The organism is Chroococcidiopsis sp. [FACHB-1243] (assembly GCF_014696895.1).
In the GTDB taxonomy this organism is placed as follows: domain Bacteria; phylum Cyanobacteriota; class Cyanobacteriia; order Cyanobacteriales; family Chroococcidiopsidaceae; genus Chroococcidiopsis.
Genome location: NZ_JACJQX010000001.1, coordinates 265,686 through 287,066 on the forward strand (window position 1 = coordinate 265,686; position 21,381 = coordinate 287,066).

Here is a 21,381-nt window from a genome sequence, read left to right on the forward strand (position 1 = left end):
AATTTTATCTATTTTGATTGTGCCATTTTTAGAAGTTTTACTTTGCTACCATACGAAGAGATATTCGTTGCCCTCAGTGTCTTGCTGAAAATTTAAGGAGCTAATAATGACAGATAAGACCACTCGGCGCAATTTTCTGCTTACTGGTGCGGCTGTAGCAGGTGGAATTATTGGTAGCACGGCGCTACAACAAAATCAAACTGATAGCGCTCAGTCTACGGCACAAAATACAACGGCTAAATCGACAGCCAAAATGCCAGAAAGGGTACTGGGACGCACAGAGGTTAAAGTTCCAATTTTCGGCTTAGGCGGAGCAGGACAAACGCCTCTATCTTGGCAGGGAAAAGAAGGGGATGCAGTCGCAATAATTGAAAAAGCGATCGCGCTGGGAATTCGTTATTTTGATACTGCGGCTAATTACGGTCCGAGTGAAGATTATTTTGGCAAAGTCTTACCATCTCACCGGAAAAATATATTTCTTGCTAGTAAAACTGATGCCAGAGATCGTGATGGTGCATGGCGTGAATTAGAGCGATCGCTCAAACGCTTAAACACAGATCGATTAGATTTATGGCAAATGCATCACGTCTCTTTTACTGAAGATTTAGAGACTATTTTCGGCAAAAATGGTGCAATTCAAGCTGTCGAAGAAGCAAAAGCCCAAAAACTTATTCGCTTTGCCGGAATTACCGGACACCACGATCCTAATATTATTGCTGAAGGTTTGCGCCGCTATTCATTTGACGCGACTCTAATTCCCGTCAACGCAGCAGATAAACACCATCCACGTCCCTTTCTTCCTGTGGTTCTACCAGTTGCAAGGGAGAAAAATGTTGGTGTAATTGCCATGAAAGTCCCGGCTTACGGTCGCTTGTTCAAACCTGGCGGGTTAGATGGGATGAATCAAGCATTAGGATATGCTATGTCTCAACCAGGAGTGCATTGTTGTGTTGTGGCAGCAGAAACGATCGCGCAATTAGAAGACAATGTTCGTGTGGCTCAAGCTTTTCAACCTTTATCTAAACAGGAATTAGCGGCGATCGAGCAACGCACTGCTGCTATTTGGGAGGATAATACCTTCTTTCGAGCATGGACGTAAGAATTCGGAATTCGGAGTTCGGAATTCGGAATTAAGCAGAAAGTTGTAATTGTTAAATTGCGAACCATTTACAGACTAATTTGCCATCGACGCGAAACCATTGAGCGACTAATTTACCTTTGTGTTGAGTAGGATTGAATTGTCGTTGGGTTGGTTGAACTGCGGTTTGGGGAGTTGCAATCGCTTTCATAGTTAAACTTCCTTAAAAAAAGATTGAATTGGACAACAATCTTTCTATAGGGAGGATAGGCGATCGCTATGCAGTAGAGACGTTACATATAACGTCTCTACTATTCTCCGTTGCGATCGCTTGCACTTACAGAAGTTAAGGGAGCAATTTTACTCAACTTCAAATCTGGATGGTCTGCTTCAAGTTGCTGACAATTCCATTCGTTACGGAATAACAACACGGGACGGTTGAGGGAATCTTTCACCGTCATGGTGTTAAAGATCCGCCCTACTTTTTCTAAAGCTTCCCAACCATCAACTACCCAACGAGTAACGGTATAAGGCAATAAATCTAGTAGCGTCTCTACGCCATATTCGTTTTGCAAGCGGAACTGTACCACTTCAAATTGCAACTGTCCTACTGCTGCTAAAATTGGGTCGCGCTTGGATTCATCCACTGAATACATAATCTGGACTGCGCCTTCTTCGCGCAACTCAGATACGCCTTTTTGGAATTGCTTAAATTTAGAAGGATTGGGGTTTCTCATCACGGCATACAGTTCGGGAGAGAAAGAGGGAATGCCTTCGTACTCTAGCTTTTGTCCTGTATAGATCGTGTCGCCGATCGCAAACATCCCTGGATTATTCAAACCAATCACATCACCAGGATAGGCTACATCAATTGATTCGCGGTCTTGAGCAAATAATTTTTGGGGTCTTGACAAACGGATCGTTTTACCAGTACGGGCATGGTTCACCGTCATGTCTTTTTCAAATTTACCCGTACAGACGCGAATAAATGCGACGCGATCGCGGTGTTTCGGGTCCATATTTGCCTGAAGTTTGAACACAAAACCCGAAAATTCTGGATAGGAAGGAGCGATTTCACCCATACTGCTAACACGAGCATAGGGTTTGAGGGCGTAGTCCAAAAAGGCATTTAAAAACAACTCCACGCCAAAATTTGTCATGGCGCTACCAAAGAATACCGGAGTCATTTTGCCTTGGTGGACGAGATCTAAATCTAGTTCCGATCCCGCTTCTTCTAAAAGTTCTATATCCTCTTTCAGTTGGTAGTAAAGGTCTTGTTCCAACAACTGCTCGATGCGCGGATCGCCCAAATTAACGATCGTATCCGCCGCTGCTTTGCTACCGTGAGCCGTCCGTTCAAATAAGTGGATCTCCTGCGTGCGACGGTCGAAAACTCCCTTAAAGCGATCGCCCATACCAATAGGCCAATTGACCGCGTAAGTCTGCAACCCTAATTCTTTCTCAATTTCATCCAACAGCGATAGTGGTTCTCTCCCAGGACGGTCGAGTTTATTCACAAATGTAAAAATGGGCAGCGATCGCAATTTACAGACTTCAAATAATTTGCGCGTCTGCGGTTCCAAACCTTTCGCAGCGTCGATCAACATCACCGCATTATCTGCCGCTGCCAGGGTACGATAGGTGTCTTCGCTAAAGTCTTGGTGTCCTGGCGTATCTAGCAAGTTGATCTGAGCGTTGTGATATTCAAACTGCAAGACTGTTGAGGTAATGGAAATTCCCCGCTGCTGCTCCATTGCCATCCAGTCAGAAGTTGCCTTGCGCTGCGCTCGTCGCGCTTTGACGGCTCCTGCTTCGTGAATTGCTCCCCCGTACAGCAATAACTTTTCTGTTAGTGTAGTTTTACCTGCGTCTGGGTGGGAAATGATAGCGAAATTGCGTCGCCGCTCCACCTCTGTTTGTAAATCTGCTTGTAGGTCGTTGGAGATCATTGAAGCTTAGCTGTAGGATGTAACAGGAAGTAAAAACCAGAGTCTAGCAGAATCTAATTTACCTTTATTTAGGATAACAATCTGCAACTGAGGAATGTGTTTGTATGTACGACCCTGACAAGCGGAAACTGCTATCGGCAATTAGCCACGGAGCGATCTTTTTCAGTACCACTCTGGTATCTGTTGGTATTCCCATCGCTGTCTTGTTTGTCTCCGACGATCCAATCGTCAAGGAAAATGCCAAAGAAGCGATTAATTTTCACTTAAATGTCTGGTTTTGGGCATTGGTTATTGGCGTACTAGTAACAATCAGTTTTGGTTTATTATTTCCTTTGGCAGGACTGGGATTTTTAATTCATTGGGGATTGACTATTCTGGCGATCGTCAAAATCTTGAGCCATCCCGATGAGTCTTTCCGCTACCCTTTTATCGTGCGATTGTTATAAATTTTTGACAAAGATTAATTGCCAAAAATCTTTCTTTTCCTGAATTTGCCGCATAGCGCCTGAAGCAATAGTCAGAGAGCTTTAAGTCATAGGTGCGTCAATGGCTACTGACTATATTCTGTTCATTCATGGCGTTAATACTCGCGAACAGCAGGCACAGCCAAGCTATGCCAACGGTCTGATTAAATTGCTCGATCGCGCGATCGCCTCCCATGCACCGACGCTCAATCCTAAATATATTCCGCTTTACTGGGGTGACACTCTATTTGACGAACAACAAAAACGTCTGGATAAGTTCCGCGCCTCTAGCCAGTGGAAGCGTCTGTGGTTTCGCAATTTCCGCTCCACACAACTGATGCAGTTTATTGGGGATGCAACACTATATATCAACCGTCATGTTGGTGCTAAAGTTGTTGAGGAATTGGCACGGCAAATAGAAGCAAACTTACCCTCACAACCCCAGCTAGACGATCGCTTGCATATAGTGGGTCATAGTTGGGGGACGGTAATTTTATTCGATATTCTGTTTGCAGGACGTTGGGATCTTCCTAATGTACTAGGTGGCGATCGCGTCCGCACGATCCGACAGCGAATTTTTGGTGTAGCACCGGAACGCGAACGAGGTATCCGCCTTGCTAGCATTCACACGCTGGGTTCTCCCATTGCTTTATTCAATCTGATCGATCTCGTACCTGATGCGACGGGACTCGGTGATACTTACGATATTGCCAAGAATTTACAAGAGCTACTACAAACCTTGTATCGAGAGTGCAGACAGCAGCCTTTACCTTGGTACAATTTCATTCACCCCAGCGATCCGTTTGCTTGGACGCTGAAAGAGGTGATGCAGGAGGTGGTAGGTAACGGTTTAGTTGAAATTGAAGATGTCGTTACCAGCGATACCGATTTTACCGATTTGCTGATGCTGCCTTTTCGTCAAACTCCTGTATCTTTGTTAATTAACGGTGGCGATGCTCACGCTAGTTATTGGCGCTGTCGAGATGTGGTGCAAAAAATGAGTAGCGCGATCGCTTTTAATAGATTGAAACAACCTGCGATCGCTTAGAGATCGTTCAATAATCTTAATATTTTTAACAACAGTTGCCCGTTCTGTCAGTAAGGCGATCGCAGCGTAATATACTTCAAGATCTGAGCGCCACATCTTCTCAAGCTGTCATAATACAACGTCATGTTTCCAATTCATCGCCCTCGCCGCTTAAGAACTCATCCCCAACTGCGCCGGATGGTGCGGGAAACGGTTTTATCTAAAAACGATTTAATTTATCCTCTATTTGCCGTTCCTGGTGAAGCATTTGCCAAAGAAGTCAAATCGATGCCAGGAGTCTACCAGTTATCTGTAGACAAAATTGTGGAGGAAGCCAAAGAAGTTTACGATCTGGGTATCCCGTCGATTATTCTATTTGGCATTCCTGAAGATAAAGATACCGATGCAACCGGAGCTTGGCACGATTGCGGGATCGTCCAGAAAGCTGCAACTGCCGTCAAAGAAGCAGTACCGGATTTAATTGTCATTGCCGACACCTGCTTGTGCGAGTATACCAGTCACGGTCACTGCGGCTATTTGCAAACAGGCGATCTGATGGGTCGAGTTCTAAACGATCCGACTTTAGAATTACTCAAGAAAACAGCAGTGTCTCAAGCGAAAGCTGGGGCAGATATCATCGCCCCTTCGGGGATGATGGACGGATTCGTGCAAGCGATCCGCGAAGGTTTAGATGCAGCAGGATTCCAAGATACGCCAATTTTATCTTATGCGGCAAAATATGCCTCAGCTTATTACGGACCCTTCCGCGATGCTGCCGATTCTACACCCCAATTTGGCGATCGCCGCACGTATCAAATGGACCCAGGAAACGCCCGCGAAGCAATTAAAGAAGTCGAACTCGATATTGCTGAAGGGGCAGACATGCTGATGGTGAAGCCTGCTTTGGCATATATGGATATTATCTGGCGGGTGAAGGAAGCAACCAATTTACCTGTAGCTGCCTACAACGTCTCTGGCGAGTATGCGATGGTGAAAGCCGCCGCCCTCAATGGCTGGATTGACGAACAGCGGGTCGTCATGGAGACTCTGACGAGTTTTAAACGGGCGGGGTCAGATATGATTTTGACATATCACGCGAAAGATGCTGCGCGTTGGATAGACTAAAAATGTAGAGACGTGACATATCACGTCTCTACATGATGTTTAGAAACTAAATGTCGTCCTCAGCGCGCCGATAATTGCGTCATCGTTGTCGTCGTTGAACCCAGGTGAGGTGATCCAAATTACGCCTGGAGTGACGGCAATGTTATCGGTAAGTTGATATTGGTAGAACCCTTCAATATGGAAGGAATCATTCTCATCCTCGGCGATTTGGTCGATAGTAGACTCGGTGACCTTTGGTTCCATGCCAAAGACAAAACCGAGTAAACTGCCTTCTTTGCCCAAATCTGGAAAACCAAGGGTGACGGCATAGTTCCAAATGTCTAAAGTGCCTCGATCTAATTGTCCCCCGACAGAAGAAAGCAGGCGAGTGTTGTTGTAGCCAGCCCAACCACCAATCACAATCCCATCGGTGACTTGCCAAGAAAGCTGTACGCCGTATGTGTCGGTAGAGGTTGGTGCATCAATACCGAGTTCGTCAGCGATGAAGCTGCTGGGATTAGCTGCAAGGCTGCCTGTGTCAGTATCCGAGGCGTTGTAGCCATGAACGTATGTTAAACCGAGCTTGAAGCGATCGCCTCCTTTAAACAACACTTGACCGATCGCCGCGTAAGGTCCATTGAATATACCACTGCCATCCGCCGGATCGCTTGCCTCTGCTCCCAAGTATCCCAAACTGACTTCAAAACTGTCGCCAAACTGGTGCTTGATTCCCAACCCAGCGCCATCGCCAAGATTGTAAAGCGGGTTGCGCGTACCGTATAGTGACAGCGCACCTGAATCGCCGTCACCGTCAAACAGCGTCACTGTATCAGTAAAGTCATAGAAAGCAGCGCCAGCAGCAGCTAGGGTAACTTCTGTACTCTCACCAAGGGGGAAAGTGTATTCTAGAGTTTCTAGACCAACATCGTTATCTGGTTCTTCTTCATCTTGGGCGCGTTCAAAAGATAGTTCGCCCTCATTTGTACCAGTAATGCCCGAGTACCCTCTAAAATTTCCCGCAGAGATCAGCGTATACAGTAGATCCTTGCCAGTGAAGCTGGTGTTGAATTCTAACCTTGCTCTGTTAGTAAAAATGGTATTGTCGTCAATCTCACCGCCGTCAGTAGTGTCACCGCTAAAAATATCCGATACTGCGGCAACAACAACTCCACTTAGTTTCGTGGTGGTAGAAAACTGATTTGCTTCTAATTCGGCGGTTGCTGCTTCCAAGCTATCGACTCGACCGCGCAAGGTAGCAAGTTCTGTGCCAAACTCTTCTTGTAACTTTTGTAAGGTAGCTAAGTCTTCTTTGGTCACTAAGTCGGTTGTTGCCGTAGCAATCAACTCGTTGACTCGATCCAAACAAGCATTTAATCCCGCCGCGAACTCATATCTCGTTAAGGCTCGATTCCCGCGATACGTGCCATCAGGATAACCCGCAATACAACCGTAACGCTCTACCAAAGATTGCAATGCCTGAAAAGCCCAGTCAGTCGGTTGCACGTCTGATAACTGGGAAACTGAAGTCACCTGCGCCATAGTATTGCTAGTCTTTGGATTTGCTGCGGCAGGGAACAACGGGCTACAAGCTAATATAGTTGCAAAAACTACCGGACTAGCCAAAAGCGATCGCCACAAGCTTTTATTCATCATTTACTTTCCTCACACCAAGATGTTGCTCTCTCGCTTCTATGAAGTCATAGCAACTATGAAGTCGTGACTACATCTGATAGCAAGAGCGTGCAACTTTTTGTCAATAGTTTGACAGAAAACAAGCGACTTTGGCTGTATTTTTTCAACAATTTTTTATTTAAATTTCCTATCTTAGGGGGGTTGCCATTACTACTCATAATTGATGAGTAGTCGCAACATATACCAAAGGTAGTGACTCACTCTTGCGATCGGAGAATAAGATGATATTGATTCTCATTGTAGTTGTAAAATAGACTTCTGGTTCAAACGCAACCCTTTAGCCAATGCCAGGAGAAAAATTGTGAGCCGCTGCTACTTGCGATATTGGACTAGATGGCAACTCAGCCTACCCTTGATGTCACTCCTACTGTCATCAATTGCTACGGGCTGCAATAACCAAGCTAGTTCGCCGCCACCTGCGCCTCAAGTGGAGACAGTTGCCTCGCCGTCGGATCGGTCAAAGGTAGTGACGACATTTTTACCGATGTACTGGTTTACCAAAGCAGTAGCGGGAGAGGAGGCGCAAGTAGAAATTTTAGTCCCGCCTGGTACGGAAGTCCACGAATATCAAGCAACACCAGCTAACGTGCAGGCGATCGCCACGGCTGATGTTTTAGTCAAAAACGGTTTGGGCTTGGAGGAATTTCTGGAAGATACGGTCAAAAATGCGGGTAACTCCAAGTTGAAACAAGTCGAAGCAAGTCAAGGCATAAAACCTGTAACAGAAATCTCCCCAGTGGAAGAAACCACTTCAGAAGAAGAACACGGACACGGACACGAACACGCTGAGGGTAATCCCCACGTTTGGCTCGATCCCGTCTTGGCGCAAAAACAAGTCAATAACATTCGAGATGGCTTAATTGCTGCCGATCCACAGAATAAAGCGACTTACACTACTAACGCTGCCAACTACATCCAACAGTTGCAGGCACTCGATCGCGAGTTTAGGCGAAGGTTACAAAAATATCCTAACTGCACGTTTGTCACCTTCCACGATGCCTATCCTTATTTGGCACAACGTTACAAACTCAAACAAGTAGCAGTAGTAGAAATTCCCGAAGACCAATTATCGCCCCAGGATATTCAAAGGGCGATCGCGGCGGTGAAAAAATATAACGTCAAAGCGGTGTTTGGCGAACCAGGGACAGATAACAGGTTGCTAAAAAATCTTTCGCAAGATTTAAACTTGACTTTCAGACCTCTAGATCCTCTGGAGACAGGAGAGACGAATCCCCAATATTATTTCACGGCAATGAAAGCCAACCTCAAATTATTAGAATCGGCTTGTCAGTAAATAATTGTGAATCATTCAGAAATAACTAGTAACAAATACCCGATTCTGAAGGTAGAAGACTTAACAGTTTACCAAGGAAACTATCTCGCCGTCCGCGATGTTTCCTTTGAACTGATTTCAGGGACGGATACAGCGATCGTCGGTCCCAACGGCGCGGGGAAAAGCACCCTCGTACAAGCATTGCTAGGGACAATTCCCCGCGCTGCGGGCAAAGTTGAAATTTTCGATCGCCCCTTAGAACGCTTGGGGAAATTGTGCCATCAGATCGGCTACATGCCGCAAAATTTTATCTTCGATCGCAGTTTTCCGATTTCTGCCAGCGAATTAGTTGGGTTGGGATACGTGGAGAGACAACAGGGTAGGGGCGCACAGATGTGCGTCCCTACGGTCGATTCAACGCATCTTCGACCGGAGGGAAAAAAGGAGGCGATTGACCGAGCATTGAAACGAGTTGATGGCTATCATCTGCGCCGACAGCCAATTGGTAGCCTCAGTGGGGGTGAATTAAAACGGGTGCTGTTAGCGTATTGTTTGGTAATACCACGGCAGCTATTAATCTTGGATGAGGCTTTTGCTGGTGTAGACGCACAAGGGGCAGCCGATTTCTACAACTTATTAAACGAACTCAAACAACAGGAAAATTGGACGGTATTGCAGATCTCCCACGATTTAGATATGGTCAACCGTCACTGCGATCGCGTTCTCTGTCTCAACCAAAGCCTAATTTGCACGGGTACGCCCGAAATTGCCCTATCTCCACAAAACTTACTAGCAACTTACGGTCCCAACTACAGCCGCTACCATCATCGGCATTAGAAAAGTCAAAAGTCAAAAGTCAGAAGTCAAAACGGAGGGAGCTACTCTTGAGCTGAGAGAGAAAACAACTACCAATTACCAATTACCAACTACCACTCTTCGCTGATAACTGATAACTGATTCAAAAAATGTCTCTACTACCACCGTTGTTGTAGAAATGTAACCGACCGAAACCCATGAATTGACTGCGGACTTTTTCCCCTGGCGGAAAAGCGGTGACACCAAATAGATAAACTCCAGAGGTTGTGGGATTCGCTCTCGGTCTGAGACCGATTGTAATTGCTCTACCAGGGGGAATTGGGGGATCGAAATTGACTGTCACCGTTCGCGTTTCTCGATCGTGGGTAACTTCGCCTAATTGAATTTTGTCACCGCGATCGCGGCGGGTTCCCACAAATGCCCGGGTATCATCGAGCTTGTAACGAATGTTGTCCGCGCCTTCCTTTTGATGAATCGTCACCCGTTGTAAGGGTTCGCTTGCTGCTTTGGGAATGGCGATCGTGAAGTAGTAAGTTGCGCCCCAAACGCTGACGCTATCAAAAGTGGTTGTTGCTTCCAGTAGATCTGGCGGTTGTACAAAAGCAACTGAACCGTCTCCTAGCTTCACGGCTTGTACGGTTGAGGGAATTACTCCACCTAAACCCAAACCTACCGCGATCGCGGTTCCCAACAATCTGATAATTTGTCTCACCATACTATCTATCTGTAAATCAGGGAGTCGTAGGGGCGGGTTTAGCAACAGATTTACGAGTTATGGCAATAAATCCACGTTCAAAACCCGCCCGTACAGAAGTCGCGAGAAGAGAGCTGAGTGTGAACAACCAATTACCCATTACCAACTACTAACTTTATTGTAATATTTCTTACTTTTAAAGCTGAAAAAAACTTTCTTCTTATTAATTCGCAACTTAGAGTTCAAACATAATTCACATTTAGTTGACTAACAATTAGCTAAGCTAAAGGTAATCGGCGATCGGTAATTGGCGGTCGGTAATAGGTAGCCAATCGCCAATTACCGATCGCTTTGTAGAGATGTTACATGTAACGTCTCTACAAAGCGATCGGTAACTAATTCAATTAGGGGATTTGATATGACTGTTGCATCAACCACTCAATTGAAGCAACCCATTTGGCAAACTGTTGTCATCTTGACTTTAGGGCTTTGGCTTGGTGGTAGCTTGCTTTTGGACTGGGTAATTATGCCTAGTTTGTATGTGTCTGGGATGATGACTCAACCTGGATTTACATCAGCAGGCTATTTCATGTTTTGGAATTTTAATCGGATTGAATTACTTTCTGCTGCCTTGGTATTGACAGGGGTTTTAGCACTCGGCAAATCGCAATCATATCATGCTAATTTGGCTTGGAAAGCCGCAATTTTATCTTCGCTGTTGCTAGCGATCGCCCTAATTAATACCTATTTTCTCACTCCCAGTATGTGTGCTGTGGGAATGCCGCTGAATGTATTTGAGTCCGTTCCAGAAATTCCTTCTGTGATGAATCAATTGCACGCTGGTTACTGGCTGCTAGAAGCTGTGAAACTCTCGGTTGGTGGTACATTATTAGTTTGGTGCTTTCGCCAAAAAGCTGAAGTTAACTAATTTGACTTAGCAGATTTTCCTAGTAGGGTGGGCATTGCCCATCCTACTTTTTATTTAAGATTTATTACTCTTAATTAATTAAAATTATGTTATTTGGCTTTTGATGGCAAAGAAATGAAGCGATCGCCTTCAATTGAACTTAGCGATCGCTGAGAGTAGGTCACTTTGCGCTCAAATTTAAAGAAATTGTATCGAGAAGAACAAACTTTCTTCGAGTTAGAATGGTAGATTTTTGTTTCTAGCTACTTAATTTTTTGCGTCACCTTGTTGTAAATTCTTCAACATAGCAAAGAAATTTTTTAGCTGCAAACCTGCGAGGAATAAACATGAAAGTTGTTGAAGAAGCGACGACTGCTGAAGACTTCATGAAGCAAGCAGCAGCTAGGGCTGATGGTGGGGATTACGTAGGAGCTATTCAAAGCTACGACGAAGCGGTAGTGATGAATCCTGAGAATGCCAGAGCTTTTGGCAATCGCGGCTTTATGAGGTTAAATTTAGGCGATCGCATGGGTGCGTTGTCAGATTTTCGTGCTGCCGCAGAACTCTTCCTCGCCCAAGGCAGAATGGCTAATTATGAGATGGTGTTGGATTATATCGAGAAGATGCAGTAAATGGGTAGTTGGTAGTTGGTAATGGGTAATTGGTTGTTCACCCCGACTCTCCGACTCTGGGTGACTCTGGGCGATTCTCTCTTCTTGCGACTCTTGTACGGGCGGGTTTTGAATGTGGATTTTTGTCATAACTCGTAAATCTGTTGCTCTAAACCCGCCCCTACGACTCCTGATTCAACAAATTCCAGCAAGATTGAGCGATCGCCCAATCTTCTTGGGTTTGGATCACTAAAACGCGGATATTTGAATCAGAGGTGGCGATGTCTGCATCCTTAGGGGAAGCTTGATTTTTACTGGGATCGAGTTTCAATCCCAGAAATTTAAAAGCTTCACAGGTGGCTGTACGAGTTAGAGGGTGATTTTCTCCCACCCCAGCAGTGAAGACAAGTACATCTAATCCTGATAGGGAGACTAGCATCGAACCGATGTGCGATCGCAAGCGATGGATATAAATCTCAAATGCTAATTTAGCGCGATCGTTTCCCTCGGCGATCGCTTGGCTGATTCGGCGCATATCCCCACTAATACCAGAAACGCCTTTCAGTCCCGATCGTTTATTGAGCATCTCGTCTAACTGCTCGGTATTGTAACCCTGTCCCAATAGATAGAGGAGAATGCTGGGATCGATAGAACCGGATCGCGTCCCCATCATTAGTCCTTCAAGGGGTGTAAATCCCATTGTTGTACTGATGCAGATCCCATCGCGGATTGCTGCTAAAGAACAACCGTTACCTAAATGACAGGTAATTAATCTGAGGGAATTAGGTTTACCCAACAAATAAGCAGCGCGGCGGGATACGTATTCATGACTGATTCCGTGAAAACCGTAACGGCGAATTCCTTGTTCGGACAACTCGTAAGGGATGGGGTAAACGGCTGCAACAAGGGGAATGGAACTGTGAAAAGCAGTGTCGAATACTGCTACTTGCGGTATTTGTGGTAAAGTTTGCTCGATCGCCTCAATTCCCTCTAAATTGACGGGATTGTGTGCGGGTGCAAGGTTTGCTAGTTCTTTTATCGCTGCTTTCACCTCGGGAGTGATGCGAGTCGGCTGAGAGTAATGCTGTCCGCCGTGAACGACACGGTGTCCGACGAGTTGGATTTCAGCTAAATCGGAAATCACCTGTGTCTCGCCTTGCATTAAAGTATCGAGCATTTGGGCGATCGCCTGCTGTCGTTCTTTGACAGGAATTTCTGTTTTTATCGATGCTCCATGAGAGGTTTTTACTTTTAGTAAGCCGACTTCCAATTTTCCCGTCCAGTCTATCGTGGCTTCCCACAATGGCTCAACTGGTTGCTCTAAAATTCCATCTCCCGTAATTTCGTAGAGACAACTTTTTTGGCTGCTCGATCCGGCGTTGAGTACGAGGATTTTCATAAGTCAGTTATCAGTTAACAGTTATCAGTTATCAGTTTTCCGACTTGAATTCCACTCGGATCCTAGATTTTCGGCAGCAATTTGTTGAGTGTCTAAAGATGTATATAGCTCTAAGATTCTGCTAGGACTAATAGCGAGTATCCTCCTAGTAGCCGTACTGTAACATCTGGGGCGATCGCATGTAAAATTTTTCGCGGTAGACTTAGCGATCGAGCTTTAAAGGATTTCGGGCGATCGACATGCTCGGCAGTGTAACAATAATCTAAAATTTTGTAGCCAGCATCTTTCAAAGTCAAAAGAGCTGTATCTTTCATAAAGTAATGTATATGACCGACGTTCTCTCGCATCCACAAAATCGGTTCAGCTCGCAAAACAAATTGAGCTGACATGTCTAGAGGAATATGAAAAATTTTATATTTAGATTTGGGTTTTAACTGTCTCAAAAAATTTAAATAGTCTTCTACATGCTCGAACACGTCGATACAGAGTAAAATATCGAAAGGATCGATCTCTATTTTAGTTATATCTTCACAGGCAAAAGATAAATTTTGATTTTGGCGCTGTCGAGAGAGTTGGATTGCTTGAGGTGAGATATCATATCCTTGAAATCTCACCTGCTCTGGTAAGGATAACTGTAGTTGTCTTAAAATCTCGCCAGCACCGCAGCCAATTTCACAAATAGAACGAGGATTTAACTGATTTTTCCGAATTATACTCAGAATTTGCTGGGCTTTCCAAGGTGAATCTTCAACACCATAAGATGGATTATTTTCGAGGTAAGTTCCATCGACATAAATAGTTTGCATAAGCTCTATTTGGATTTAATTGTGAGTGAATTTTGAACTCGGACTTACTCAAGCGCGCAAAATTGAAGAGAAAGAGCGATCGCGAATGTTTCAGATCTTAGTTTAGGTAAAATACTTAGAGCAAAAATGAGATATTTATAGATATATTTGTCGATTATTACGTTCCTGGTAAATTACGTAATTCTGCATCTAGATGATAGCGATCGCCCAACACTTCGAGTAAAGGACCGTGTACGTCAAATTTGACAATACTAACAGAAGCAGCTAAAGCAGTAATGCGATCGCGATAACGTCCGACATCGATTCCGAGTAAACTGCAAAGAATAATTCTAATCGTGGCTTTGTGAGAGACGACCAAAACATTGCCCGTAGGACATTTAGCTTCAATTTCAGAAATAACAGGCATGACGCGGCTGGCAATTTGAACACCAGTTTCACCTTCAGTCGGCGGATTCCAAGCTGGTTCCGTCAACCATCGGACGTAATCTTCTTCGTAATGTTGCTTGACAAATTCCAGCGTTTGTCCTTCCCATTTGCCGTAGCGAATCTCCTTCAATCCGTCGCGCAATTGCATATCCATCGCGATCGCATCGCATAATGGTTTTGCAGTTGCGATCGTGCGTTTCATCGGACTGACATAAACCGCCGTCCAAGGCAGAGAACGATAAGTTTCGCCAAACGCCTTTGCCATCAACATCCCTTCTGGGGTCAGTTCTGGGTCTAAATCGCCACAAAAACCTCCCGTCCGACTGTATTCTGTTTCTCCGTGCCGTAGCAAGTAGAGTTTGAGACTCATGTTTTGATTGGTAATGGGTAATTGGTAATGGGTAGTTGGTAATAACAACTACCAACTACCAACTACCGTTAAGAAGCAGCGACCAAGGGGCGATCGCCTGTTAATATGCCTTCTTTCTGTGCCATGTAGAGCATCAGATCGAGAACGCGACAGGAGTAACCCCACTCGTTGTCATACCAAGAAACGACTTTGAAAAAGTTGGAATTCAACTCGATACCTGCACCAGCATCAAAGATACTAGAACGAGCATCGGTGCGAAAATCCATCGATACGACTTCATCTTCGGTGTAGCCGAGAATGCCTGCTAAGCCATTTTGGGAGGCTTCCTTCATTGCCGCACAGATCTCTTTGTAGCTGGTAGCTTTCTCTGTCTTGAAGGTCAAATCGACGACAGAAACATCGGGGGTAGGTACGCGAAATGCCATTCCGGTAAGCTTACCCTTGAGTTGAGGCAAAACCAATGCTACAGCTTTCGCCGCCCCAGTTGAGGAAGGAATGATATTTTGAGCTGCCCCACGTCCGCCGCGCCAATCTTTCTTACTAGGACCATCTACAGTAGGTTGGGTAGCGGTCATAGCGTGTACGGTGGTCATTAAGCCTTCTGTCAAGCCGAATTTATCGTCGATGACTTTGGCAATGGGAGCCAGACAGTTAGTGGTACAGCTAGCGTTAGAGACGATCGCATCTTTTTGCGGATCGAATTTGTCGTGATTCACACCCATCAACAGCGTTGGAACCCGTTCGGGGTCTTTGGTAGGAGCAGAAATGACTACTCGTTTCGCCCCTGCTTTAAGGTGATTGGATGCCCCATCGTAGGTGGTAAACAAACCTGTAGATTCCACGACATAATCTGCACCCAAACTGCCCCAAGGCAACTCAGCCGGGTTTTTGATCGCCGTACAAGGGACGAACTTACCGTCGATGACGAGTCCATCTTCTTTTGTATCGACCCGACCGCTATAAGTACCGTGGGTGGAGTCGTATTTGAACAAATAAGCAAGATTATCGGGGGGAACGAGGTCATTGATCCCGACAATCTCCACTTGCGGGTTTTGTGCTGCTACCCGCGCTACTAAACGTCCAATTCGACCAAAACCATTAATGCCGATTTTTAACATAATTCGTCATTTGTCATTTGTCATTTGTAGTGAGTCGTAGGGGCGGGTTTTGACCAAAAATTTTGCGCCGAAGCCATCAATCTCTTTGCTAAACCCGCCCGTACAGGAGCCAGGAGTCAGAAGAATTTACGAGATTCAATCTAAAATCCCAAATCTAAAATCTAAAATTTCCTAGCCACTAGCCACTGTCCCAAACCAACCATCGCCAGTTTTTTCTGCTGCCAATTGTACCGGAACGGGTTGCACTTTCCAGATCTGCTGGCAGTACTCGTGGATGGAACGGTCTGAGGAAAATTTACCCATGCGGGCTGTATTTAGAATTGACATTTGCAACCACCGATCGCGATCGCGGTATGTCTGAGATACTTGCTGTTGGCAATCGATGTACGGTTGGTAATCTGCCATTAACATGAAGGGGTCTTTGTCAAGTAACAAGTCTACTAGCGGTTTGAATAAGCGGCGATCGCCATGAGAAAAGTATCCAGAGGCGATTTGGTCGATTGCTTGTTTCAATTGCGGGTTTTCTTCGTAATATTCCCAAGGACGATATCCGGTTAATCTTAAAGCACCAACGTCCTCTGTTGTCAAGCCAAATAGAAAGAAATTTTCTGCCCCCACAGCATTGCGGATCTCGATGTTCGCGCCGTCGAGAGTGCCAATGGTTAATGCCCCATTCATGGCAAACTTCATGTTACCAGTGCCGGATGCTTCTTTACCTGCGGTGGAAATTTGTTCGGAAAGGTCGGCGGCGGGATAGATCGGTTGGCTATTTTTGACGTTGTAATCTGGTAAAAAGACAACTTTCAGGCGATCGCCAATATCTGGATCTTTGTTGACCACTTCAGCTACGGAGTTGATCAGTTTAATTATCAACTTGGCGATGTAATAACCAGGGGCGGCTTTGCCAGCAAAGATTAAGGTACGGGGGGTAATATCTAGATTGGGATTTTGCTTGATTTGGTTGTAAAGCGTAATTGCGTGCAATATATTCAGGTGTTGGCGCTTGTATTGGTGAATGCGCTTGACTTGAATGTCAAATAGGGAGTCGGGATCGACTTTAACACCCGTGCGATCGAGTAAAATTTCAGCGACGTTAACTTTATTTTCCCGCTTGATCTGCTGCCATTCTTGTTGAAACCCAGGATCTTCAGCGTAGGTTTCTATTCGTTGTACGTCTTCTAAATGTTTGATCCAATTATCTCCGATACAACTGGTTATCAGATTTGTTAGTTTGGGGTTACTCAAGACAATCCAACGACGGGGAGTTACGCCATTTGTGACGTTGGTGAATTTTTCAGGGAAAAACTCGTAAAAGTCTAACAGCGTGGTTTTTTGTAGCAATTCGCTGTGGAGTTCTGCGACTCCGTTAATTTTGTGGCTACCAACGCAGGCGAGGTGTGCCATCCGCACGAATTTACCATCGTTTTCATCAATCAGCGATAACCGTCCGATCCGTCCTTCATCCGTACCAAATTTATGCCGTACCTGTTCTAAAAAGCGCCAATTAATTTCGTAAATGATTTCTAAATGACGGGGAAGAAGGCTGCTAAATAACTTCAGCGACCACTTTTCTAAAGCTTCTGGCAGTAAAGTATGGTTGGTGTAACCAAAAGTTTTCTGGGTAATGTCCCAAGCGGGTTCCCAGTCCATTTCGTGTTCGTCCAACAACAATCGCATCAATTCGGCAACTGCGATCGCGGGATGAGTATCGTTGAGTTGAACGGCGAATTTTTCGTGGAACTGTTCTAAGGGCAATTTCTGCCGCAACATGATCCGCAGCATATCTTGCAAGGCGCAGGAAACAAAGAAATACTGCTGTTCTAACCGTAATTGCTTACCTTCGTAAGTTTCGTCATTGGGATAAAGTACCTTGGTTAAGTTTTCCGAGGTAACTTTTTGATCCACCGCACCGTAGTAGTTACCGCGATTGAAAGCTTCAAAATCAAAAGATTCTGGTGCTTCGGCTTTCCACAATCGCAAGGTATTAGCTGTGTTGACCTTGTAACCCAAAATCGGCGTATCGTAGGGAATACCCAGGACAACTTTGTGAGGAATCCAGCGTACCTGATAGCGTCCTTGAGCATTTTTATGTGCTTCGGTACGACCGCCAAATTTCACTGAAACCGCCCATTCTGGACGAGCAATTTCCCAGGGGTTGCCATAGCGCAGCCATTTATCAGTTTTCTCAACCTGCCAGCCGTTACGAATCAGTTGATCGAAAATGCCAAATTCGTAGCGGATACCATAGCCAAGGGTAGGAATTTCCAAGCTTGCCAAGGAATCGAGGTAACAAGCAGCTAACCGACCCAAACCCCCATTACCTAAACCTGGTTCCTCTTCTTTAGCGAGTAATTCTTTCAGATCGAGTTTTAACTCGGTCATGGCTTGCTGCACTTGGTTGTAAATGCCCAAATTGATTAGGTTATTACCCAAATGCGGACCCATCAGAAACTCAGCTGAGAGATAGGCAACAGTACGGGATCCCTGCTGGGTGTAGATTGCGGCTGTATTTACCCAACGTTGCAGGAGGCGATCGCGTACTGTATAGGCAAGTGCCATGTAGTAATCGTGTTTGGTGGCAAGGGCAGGAAACTTGCCTTGGACGTAGAATAAGTTATCTAAAAACGCTCGCTTCAGTGTCTCCACGCCGATCCCCGTGCGATCGTCTTCCATCAGCATCCCCGTATCTTGACCTTGCACCTGGGATTCTTGTATTTGCATATTCAATTCCTATTAACTGTCTCCTGCTATTAACCTTGCCCGATTTTTACTACTACAAAAGTCACAATGATTACAAGGGAAGTCAAAAGTTAAAAGTTAAAAGTCAACATTCAAAATTTCCTGATCTTGGTACGGGCGGGTTTTGAACGAAGATGTCTTGTCTTGGCTGTGATTCCTTCGCTAAACCCACATCTATCCCCAAACCTGGTACGGGCGGGTTTTGAACGAAGATGTTTTGTCTTGGCTGTGATTCCTTCGCTAAACCCGCCCCTACGAATTGCGAATTGCGAATTGCGAATTGCGAATTATTTCCTCGCTGCGCCTTCTTCTCCTTCTAAAGACGGAGTAACGCTAGCATTATCGCGTTGGGTATCGATCGCCCCTTTCTCAGCAGGAGAACCGCTGTAATACTGCCATTTCCAATTACGGATTTCTGCCATGTCTTCGCCATATGTGGAGACAAAATGTCTGTGTTCGATCAGTTTGTCTTTGAGCATTTGCTTGACATATGCTGCTTTAGATCCCAATTTAGGCACGCGATCGATCGCATCCATTACTAAATGGAAACGGTCTAAGTCATTAAGGACGACCATATCAAATGGCGTGGTTGTCGTTCCCTCTTCCTTGTAGCCGCGAACGTGTAGATTGCGGTGGTTGGTGCGGCGATAGGTGAGGCGGTGGATCAGCCAAGGATAGCCGTGGAAAGCAAAAATAATCGGCTTATCGGTGGTAAAGATGCTGTCAAAGTCTTTATCTGTCAAACCGTGGGGGTGTTCGGTGTTAGTTTGCATTGTCATCAAATCCACCACATTCACCACCCTGACTTTCAAATCGGGAAAGTGCAGCCGCATCATGTCTACTGCTGCTAAAGTTTCTAAGGTGGGAATATCCCCCGCACACGCCATGACAACATCGGGTTCGCTATCTTTGTCGTTACTTGCCCATTCCCAAATTCCGATTCCTTTGGTACAGTGCTTGACTGCTGCATCCATGTCGAGATATTGCAAGGCTGGCTGTTTTCCAGCGACGATGACGTTGACGTAATGACGCGATCGCAGGCAGTGATCGCCAACTGAGAGTAAAGTATTAGCATCGGGGGGTAAATACACCCGAATCACCTCAGCCTTTTTATTCATTACGTGATCGATAAAACCTGGGTCTTGGTGTGAAAAGCCGTTGTGGTCTTGTCGCCAGACGTGGGAAGTCAAGAGGTAATTGAGGGAGGCTACAGGTCTGCGCCAGGTAATGTGACGAGTTGTTTTCAACCACTTGGCATGTTGGTTAAACATCGAATCGATGATGTGGATAAATGCTTCGTAACAGGAAAATATTCCATGCCGTCCGGTCAGCAAGTATCCTTCTAACCATCCCTGACAGGTATGTTCGCTCAAAATTTCCATTACCCTACCGTCAGGCGATAGTTGTTCGTCTTCTGGTAAAATGTCTGCCGTCCAAGTTCTGTCTGTGACTTTAAAAACTTCACCCAAGCGGTTAGATGCGGTTTCGTCGGGACCGAAAATTCGGAAATTTTGGGTTTTTTCGTTAAATCTCAGAATATCTGCCAGAAACTTACCCAAAACGCGGGTAGCTTCAGATGTTGTTGTCCCTGGATTTTTTACCTCTACTGCATAGTGGCGGAAATCTGGCATTTTCAGATCTCGCAACAAAACTCCGCCGTTAGCGTGGGGGTTGTCACCCATACGCTGTTGTCCGGTGGGTGCGAGTGCGGCTAATTCTGGGAATAACTTACCTTCAGCATCGAAGAGTTCTTCGGGTTTGTAACTCTTCATCCACTGTTCTAGCAATTGTACGTGTTCTGGCTTGCTAGACATTTCGGAAAATGGGACTTGGTGCGATCGCCATGAACCTTCTGTTTTCTTGCCGTCTACTTCTTTCGGACCCGTCCATCCTTTAGGCGATCGCAGTATAATCATCGGATATGGGGGGCGAATGGCATTGCCTTTCGTCCGTGCTTCGTGCTGAATCGCCTTAATTTCCTCTACCACCCGATTCATCGTCGCCGCCATCAGTTGGTGCATGGTATCGGGATCGTCACCCTCGACGAAATAGGGTTTGTAACCGTAGCCGACGAACAAGCTTTCCAACTCTTGATGACTCATCCGCGCCAACACCGTAGGATTGGCGATTTTGTATCCATTTAGGTGCAGAATTGGTAACACTGCACCATCTCGGACGGGATTGAGGAATTTATTGCTATGCCAACTCGTAGCTAAAGCACCCGTTTCCGCTTCACCATCACCCACGACACACGCCACAATTAAATCGGGGTTGTCAAATGCAGCACCATATGCGTGGGAAACAGCGTAACCTAATTCACCCCCTTCATGGATCGAACCAGGGGTTTCAGGTGCAACGTGGCTGGGAATACCGTAAGGGAAGGAAAATTGTTTGAAGAGTTGCTTCATTCCCTCAGTATCTTGAGAGACATTAGGATAATATTCGCTATACGTCCCTTCTAAATAAGTGTTGGCAACCAAACCAGGTCCACCATGACCGGGACCAGCAATATAAATCGTGCTGAGGTCATATTTTTTGATAACGCGATTGAGGTGAACGTAGATGAAGTTTAAGCCTGGTGTCGTTCCCCAATGTCCCAACAATCGTGGTTTAATATGTTCTAGCTTCAGCGGTTCTTTCAGGAGTGGATTGTCTAGAAGATAGATTTGTCCAACTGAAAGATAGTTAGCTGCACGCCAGTAAGCATTCATCTTTTGCAGCTCGTCAGCAGTCAATGAACCTTTTTGTGCTGTGGGAGCGGGTGCTTGAACCATGATGAATTGTTACCCTATTATTTCAAGTTCTACTAAATTCTTTCAATTTCAGAATGGTTTGTTTTCTCTCTAAAGTACGATCGCGATCGCTCTAACTTTCAAAATAGTGAATCGCTCTGACTTTTTTCAGTATA

Annotated in this window: 18 protein-coding genes; 8 read left to right on the forward strand and 10 right to left on the reverse strand. The window is 45.4% G+C overall.

What is annotated here, in order from left to right:
- Positions 1–106: 106 nt before the first annotated feature.
- Positions 107–1,099 carry an aldo/keto reductase gene (locus H6G17_RS01205; protein WP_192153537.1) on the forward strand — a complete coding sequence of 331 codons (993 nt, stop codon included), beginning with the start codon at positions 107–109 and terminating at the stop codon, positions 1,097–1,099.
- A 52-nt stretch (positions 1,100–1,151) separates the two neighbouring features.
- On the opposite strand, the gene H6G17_RS01210 is transcribed toward H6G17_RS01205, so the two are convergent.
- Together H6G17_RS01210 and prfC are read right to left on the reverse strand one after the other, a co-directional pair.
- Complete coding sequence (locus H6G17_RS01210; protein ID WP_192153538.1) at positions 1,152–1,289, reverse strand: hypothetical protein; 138 nt, start codon at positions 1,287–1,289, stop codon at positions 1,152–1,154.
- A gap of 100 nt (positions 1,290–1,389) precedes the next feature.
- Complete coding sequence (gene prfC, locus H6G17_RS01215; protein ID WP_192153539.1) at positions 1,390–3,027, reverse strand: peptide chain release factor 3; 1,638 nt, start codon at positions 3,025–3,027, stop codon at positions 1,390–1,392.
- Between the two features lie 104 nt (positions 3,028–3,131).
- Between prfC and H6G17_RS01220 the strand changes: the two genes are divergently transcribed.
- From H6G17_RS01220 to hemB, 3 genes are all read left to right on the forward strand, one after another.
- Complete coding sequence (locus tag H6G17_RS01220) at positions 3,132–3,473, forward strand: DUF4870 domain-containing protein (protein WP_192153540.1); 342 nt, start codon at positions 3,132–3,134, stop codon at positions 3,471–3,473.
- Positions 3,474–3,573: 100 nt separating this feature from the next.
- On the forward strand, positions 3,574–4,539 hold the full coding sequence (locus H6G17_RS01225; RefSeq protein ID WP_192153541.1) for a hypothetical protein: 966 nt from the start codon (positions 3,574–3,576) through the stop codon (positions 4,537–4,539).
- 123 nt (positions 4,540–4,662) lie between these two features.
- Positions 4,663–5,643, forward strand: coding sequence for a porphobilinogen synthase (gene hemB, locus H6G17_RS01230; protein ID WP_192153542.1), 981 nt, complete (start codon positions 4,663–4,665; stop codon positions 5,641–5,643).
- Between the two features lie 39 nt (positions 5,644–5,682).
- Here the strand turns inward: hemB and H6G17_RS01235 are convergent, their stop codons facing one another.
- The gene (locus H6G17_RS01235; RefSeq protein WP_192153592.1) at positions 5,683–7,272 is read right to left on the reverse strand and encodes an iron uptake porin; all 1,590 of its coding nucleotides are present in this window, start codon (positions 7,270–7,272) and stop codon (positions 5,683–5,685) included.
- Positions 7,273–7,615: 343 nt separating this feature from the next.
- Here H6G17_RS01235 and H6G17_RS01240 point away from each other — a divergent pair, with 343 nt between their 5' ends.
- Positions 7,616–8,608 (forward strand): zinc ABC transporter substrate-binding protein, encoded by a 993-nt coding sequence (locus tag H6G17_RS01240; RefSeq protein ID WP_192153543.1) that lies wholly within the window; start codon positions 7,616–7,618, stop codon positions 8,606–8,608.
- Positions 8,609–8,614: 6 nt separating this feature from the next.
- Positions 8,615–9,424 carry a metal ABC transporter ATP-binding protein gene (locus tag H6G17_RS01245; protein WP_347276394.1) on the forward strand — a complete coding sequence of 270 codons (810 nt, stop codon included), beginning with the start codon at positions 8,615–8,617 and terminating at the stop codon, positions 9,422–9,424.
- A gap of 121 nt (positions 9,425–9,545) precedes the next feature.
- Here the strand turns inward: H6G17_RS01245 and H6G17_RS01250 are convergent, their stop codons facing one another.
- Positions 9,546–10,118, reverse strand: coding sequence for a DUF2808 domain-containing protein (locus H6G17_RS01250; RefSeq protein ID WP_192153544.1), 573 nt, complete (start codon positions 10,116–10,118; stop codon positions 9,546–9,548).
- 397 nt (positions 10,119–10,515) lie between these two features.
- Between H6G17_RS01250 and H6G17_RS01255 the strand changes: the two genes are divergently transcribed.
- Positions 10,516–11,025 (forward strand): hypothetical protein, encoded by a 510-nt coding sequence (locus tag H6G17_RS01255; RefSeq protein ID WP_192153545.1) that lies wholly within the window; start codon positions 10,516–10,518, stop codon positions 11,023–11,025.
- Between the two features lie 326 nt (positions 11,026–11,351).
- On the forward strand, positions 11,352–11,636 hold the full coding sequence (locus tag H6G17_RS01260; protein WP_192153546.1) for a tetratricopeptide repeat protein: 285 nt from the start codon (positions 11,352–11,354) through the stop codon (positions 11,634–11,636).
- A gap of 160 nt (positions 11,637–11,796) precedes the next feature.
- Here the strand turns inward: H6G17_RS01260 and H6G17_RS01265 are convergent, their stop codons facing one another.
- The 6 genes from H6G17_RS01265 to H6G17_RS01290 all read right to left on the reverse strand — a co-directional run bounded on the left by H6G17_RS01265 (position 11,797) and on the right by H6G17_RS01290 (position 21,247).
- Complete coding sequence (locus H6G17_RS01265; RefSeq protein ID WP_192153547.1) at positions 11,797–13,014, reverse strand: acetate kinase; 1,218 nt, start codon at positions 13,012–13,014, stop codon at positions 11,797–11,799.
- 110 nt (positions 13,015–13,124) lie between these two features.
- On the reverse strand, positions 13,125–13,820 hold the full coding sequence (locus tag H6G17_RS01270) for a class I SAM-dependent methyltransferase (protein ID WP_192153548.1): 696 nt from the start codon (positions 13,818–13,820) through the stop codon (positions 13,125–13,127).
- A 157-nt stretch (positions 13,821–13,977) separates the two neighbouring features.
- Positions 13,978–14,616: a histidine phosphatase family protein gene (locus H6G17_RS01275; protein WP_192153549.1), complete on the reverse strand. Its 639-nt coding sequence runs from the start codon at positions 14,614–14,616 to the stop codon at positions 13,978–13,980.
- A gap of 68 nt (positions 14,617–14,684) precedes the next feature.
- Positions 14,685–15,734: a type I glyceraldehyde-3-phosphate dehydrogenase gene (gene gap / locus H6G17_RS01280; protein ID WP_192153550.1), complete on the reverse strand. Its 1,050-nt coding sequence runs from the start codon at positions 15,732–15,734 to the stop codon at positions 14,685–14,687.
- A 171-nt stretch (positions 15,735–15,905) separates the two neighbouring features.
- Positions 15,906–18,455, reverse strand: a complete 2,550-nt coding sequence (locus H6G17_RS01285; RefSeq protein ID WP_192153551.1) for a glycogen/starch/alpha-glucan phosphorylase — start codon at positions 18,453–18,455, stop codon at positions 15,906–15,908.
- A gap of 305 nt (positions 18,456–18,760) precedes the next feature.
- A complete protein-coding gene (locus tag H6G17_RS01290) occupies positions 18,761–21,247 on the reverse strand; it encodes a phosphoketolase family protein (protein ID WP_192153552.1) in 2,487 nt (828 codons plus the stop codon).
- Positions 21,248–21,381 lie beyond the last annotated feature (134 nt).

What these genes read in the sequence shown, in the direction of transcription:
- H6G17_RS01235 (WP_192153592.1), bottom strand. Translation starts at nt 7,272, where the DNA reads ATGAATAAAAGCTTGTGGCGATCGCTTTTGGCTAGTCCGGTAGTTTTT.
- hemB (WP_192153542.1), top strand. Translation starts at nt 4,663, where the DNA reads ATGTTTCCAATTCATCGCCCTCGCCGCTTAAGAACTCATCCCCAACTG.
- H6G17_RS01285 (WP_192153551.1), bottom strand. Translation starts at nt 18,455, where the DNA reads ATGCAAATACAAGAATCCCAGGTGCAAGGTCAAGATACGGGGATGCTG.
- H6G17_RS01270 (WP_192153548.1), bottom strand. Translation starts at nt 13,820, where the DNA reads ATGCAAACTATTTATGTCGATGGAACTTACCTCGAAAATAATCCATCT.
- H6G17_RS01210 (WP_192153538.1), bottom strand. Translation starts at nt 1,289, where the DNA reads ATGAAAGCGATTGCAACTCCCCAAACCGCAGTTCAACCAACCCAACGA.
- H6G17_RS01255 (WP_192153545.1), top strand. Translation starts at nt 10,516, where the DNA reads ATGACTGTTGCATCAACCACTCAATTGAAGCAACCCATTTGGCAAACT.
- H6G17_RS01265 (WP_192153547.1), bottom strand. Translation starts at nt 13,014, where the DNA reads ATGAAAATCCTCGTACTCAACGCCGGATCGAGCAGCCAAAAAAGTTGT.
- H6G17_RS01260 (WP_192153546.1), top strand. Translation starts at nt 11,352, where the DNA reads ATGAAAGTTGTTGAAGAAGCGACGACTGCTGAAGACTTCATGAAGCAA.
- H6G17_RS01205 (WP_192153537.1), top strand. Translation starts at nt 107, where the DNA reads ATGACAGATAAGACCACTCGGCGCAATTTTCTGCTTACTGGTGCGGCT.
- H6G17_RS01250 (WP_192153544.1), bottom strand. Translation starts at nt 10,118, where the DNA reads ATGGTGAGACAAATTATCAGATTGTTGGGAACCGCGATCGCGGTAGGT.
- prfC (WP_192153539.1), bottom strand. Translation starts at nt 3,027, where the DNA reads ATGATCTCCAACGACCTACAAGCAGATTTACAAACAGAGGTGGAGCGG.
- gap (WP_192153550.1), bottom strand. Translation starts at nt 15,734, where the DNA reads ATGTTAAAAATCGGCATTAATGGTTTTGGTCGAATTGGACGTTTAGTA.
- H6G17_RS01225 (WP_192153541.1), top strand. Translation starts at nt 3,574, where the DNA reads ATGGCTACTGACTATATTCTGTTCATTCATGGCGTTAATACTCGCGAA.
- H6G17_RS01275 (WP_192153549.1), bottom strand. Translation starts at nt 14,616, where the DNA reads ATGAGTCTCAAACTCTACTTGCTACGGCACGGAGAAACAGAATACAGT.
- H6G17_RS01220 (WP_192153540.1), top strand. Translation starts at nt 3,132, where the DNA reads ATGTACGACCCTGACAAGCGGAAACTGCTATCGGCAATTAGCCACGGA.
- H6G17_RS01290 (WP_192153552.1), bottom strand. Translation starts at nt 21,247, where the DNA reads ATGGTTCAAGCACCCGCTCCCACAGCACAAAAAGGTTCATTGACTGCT.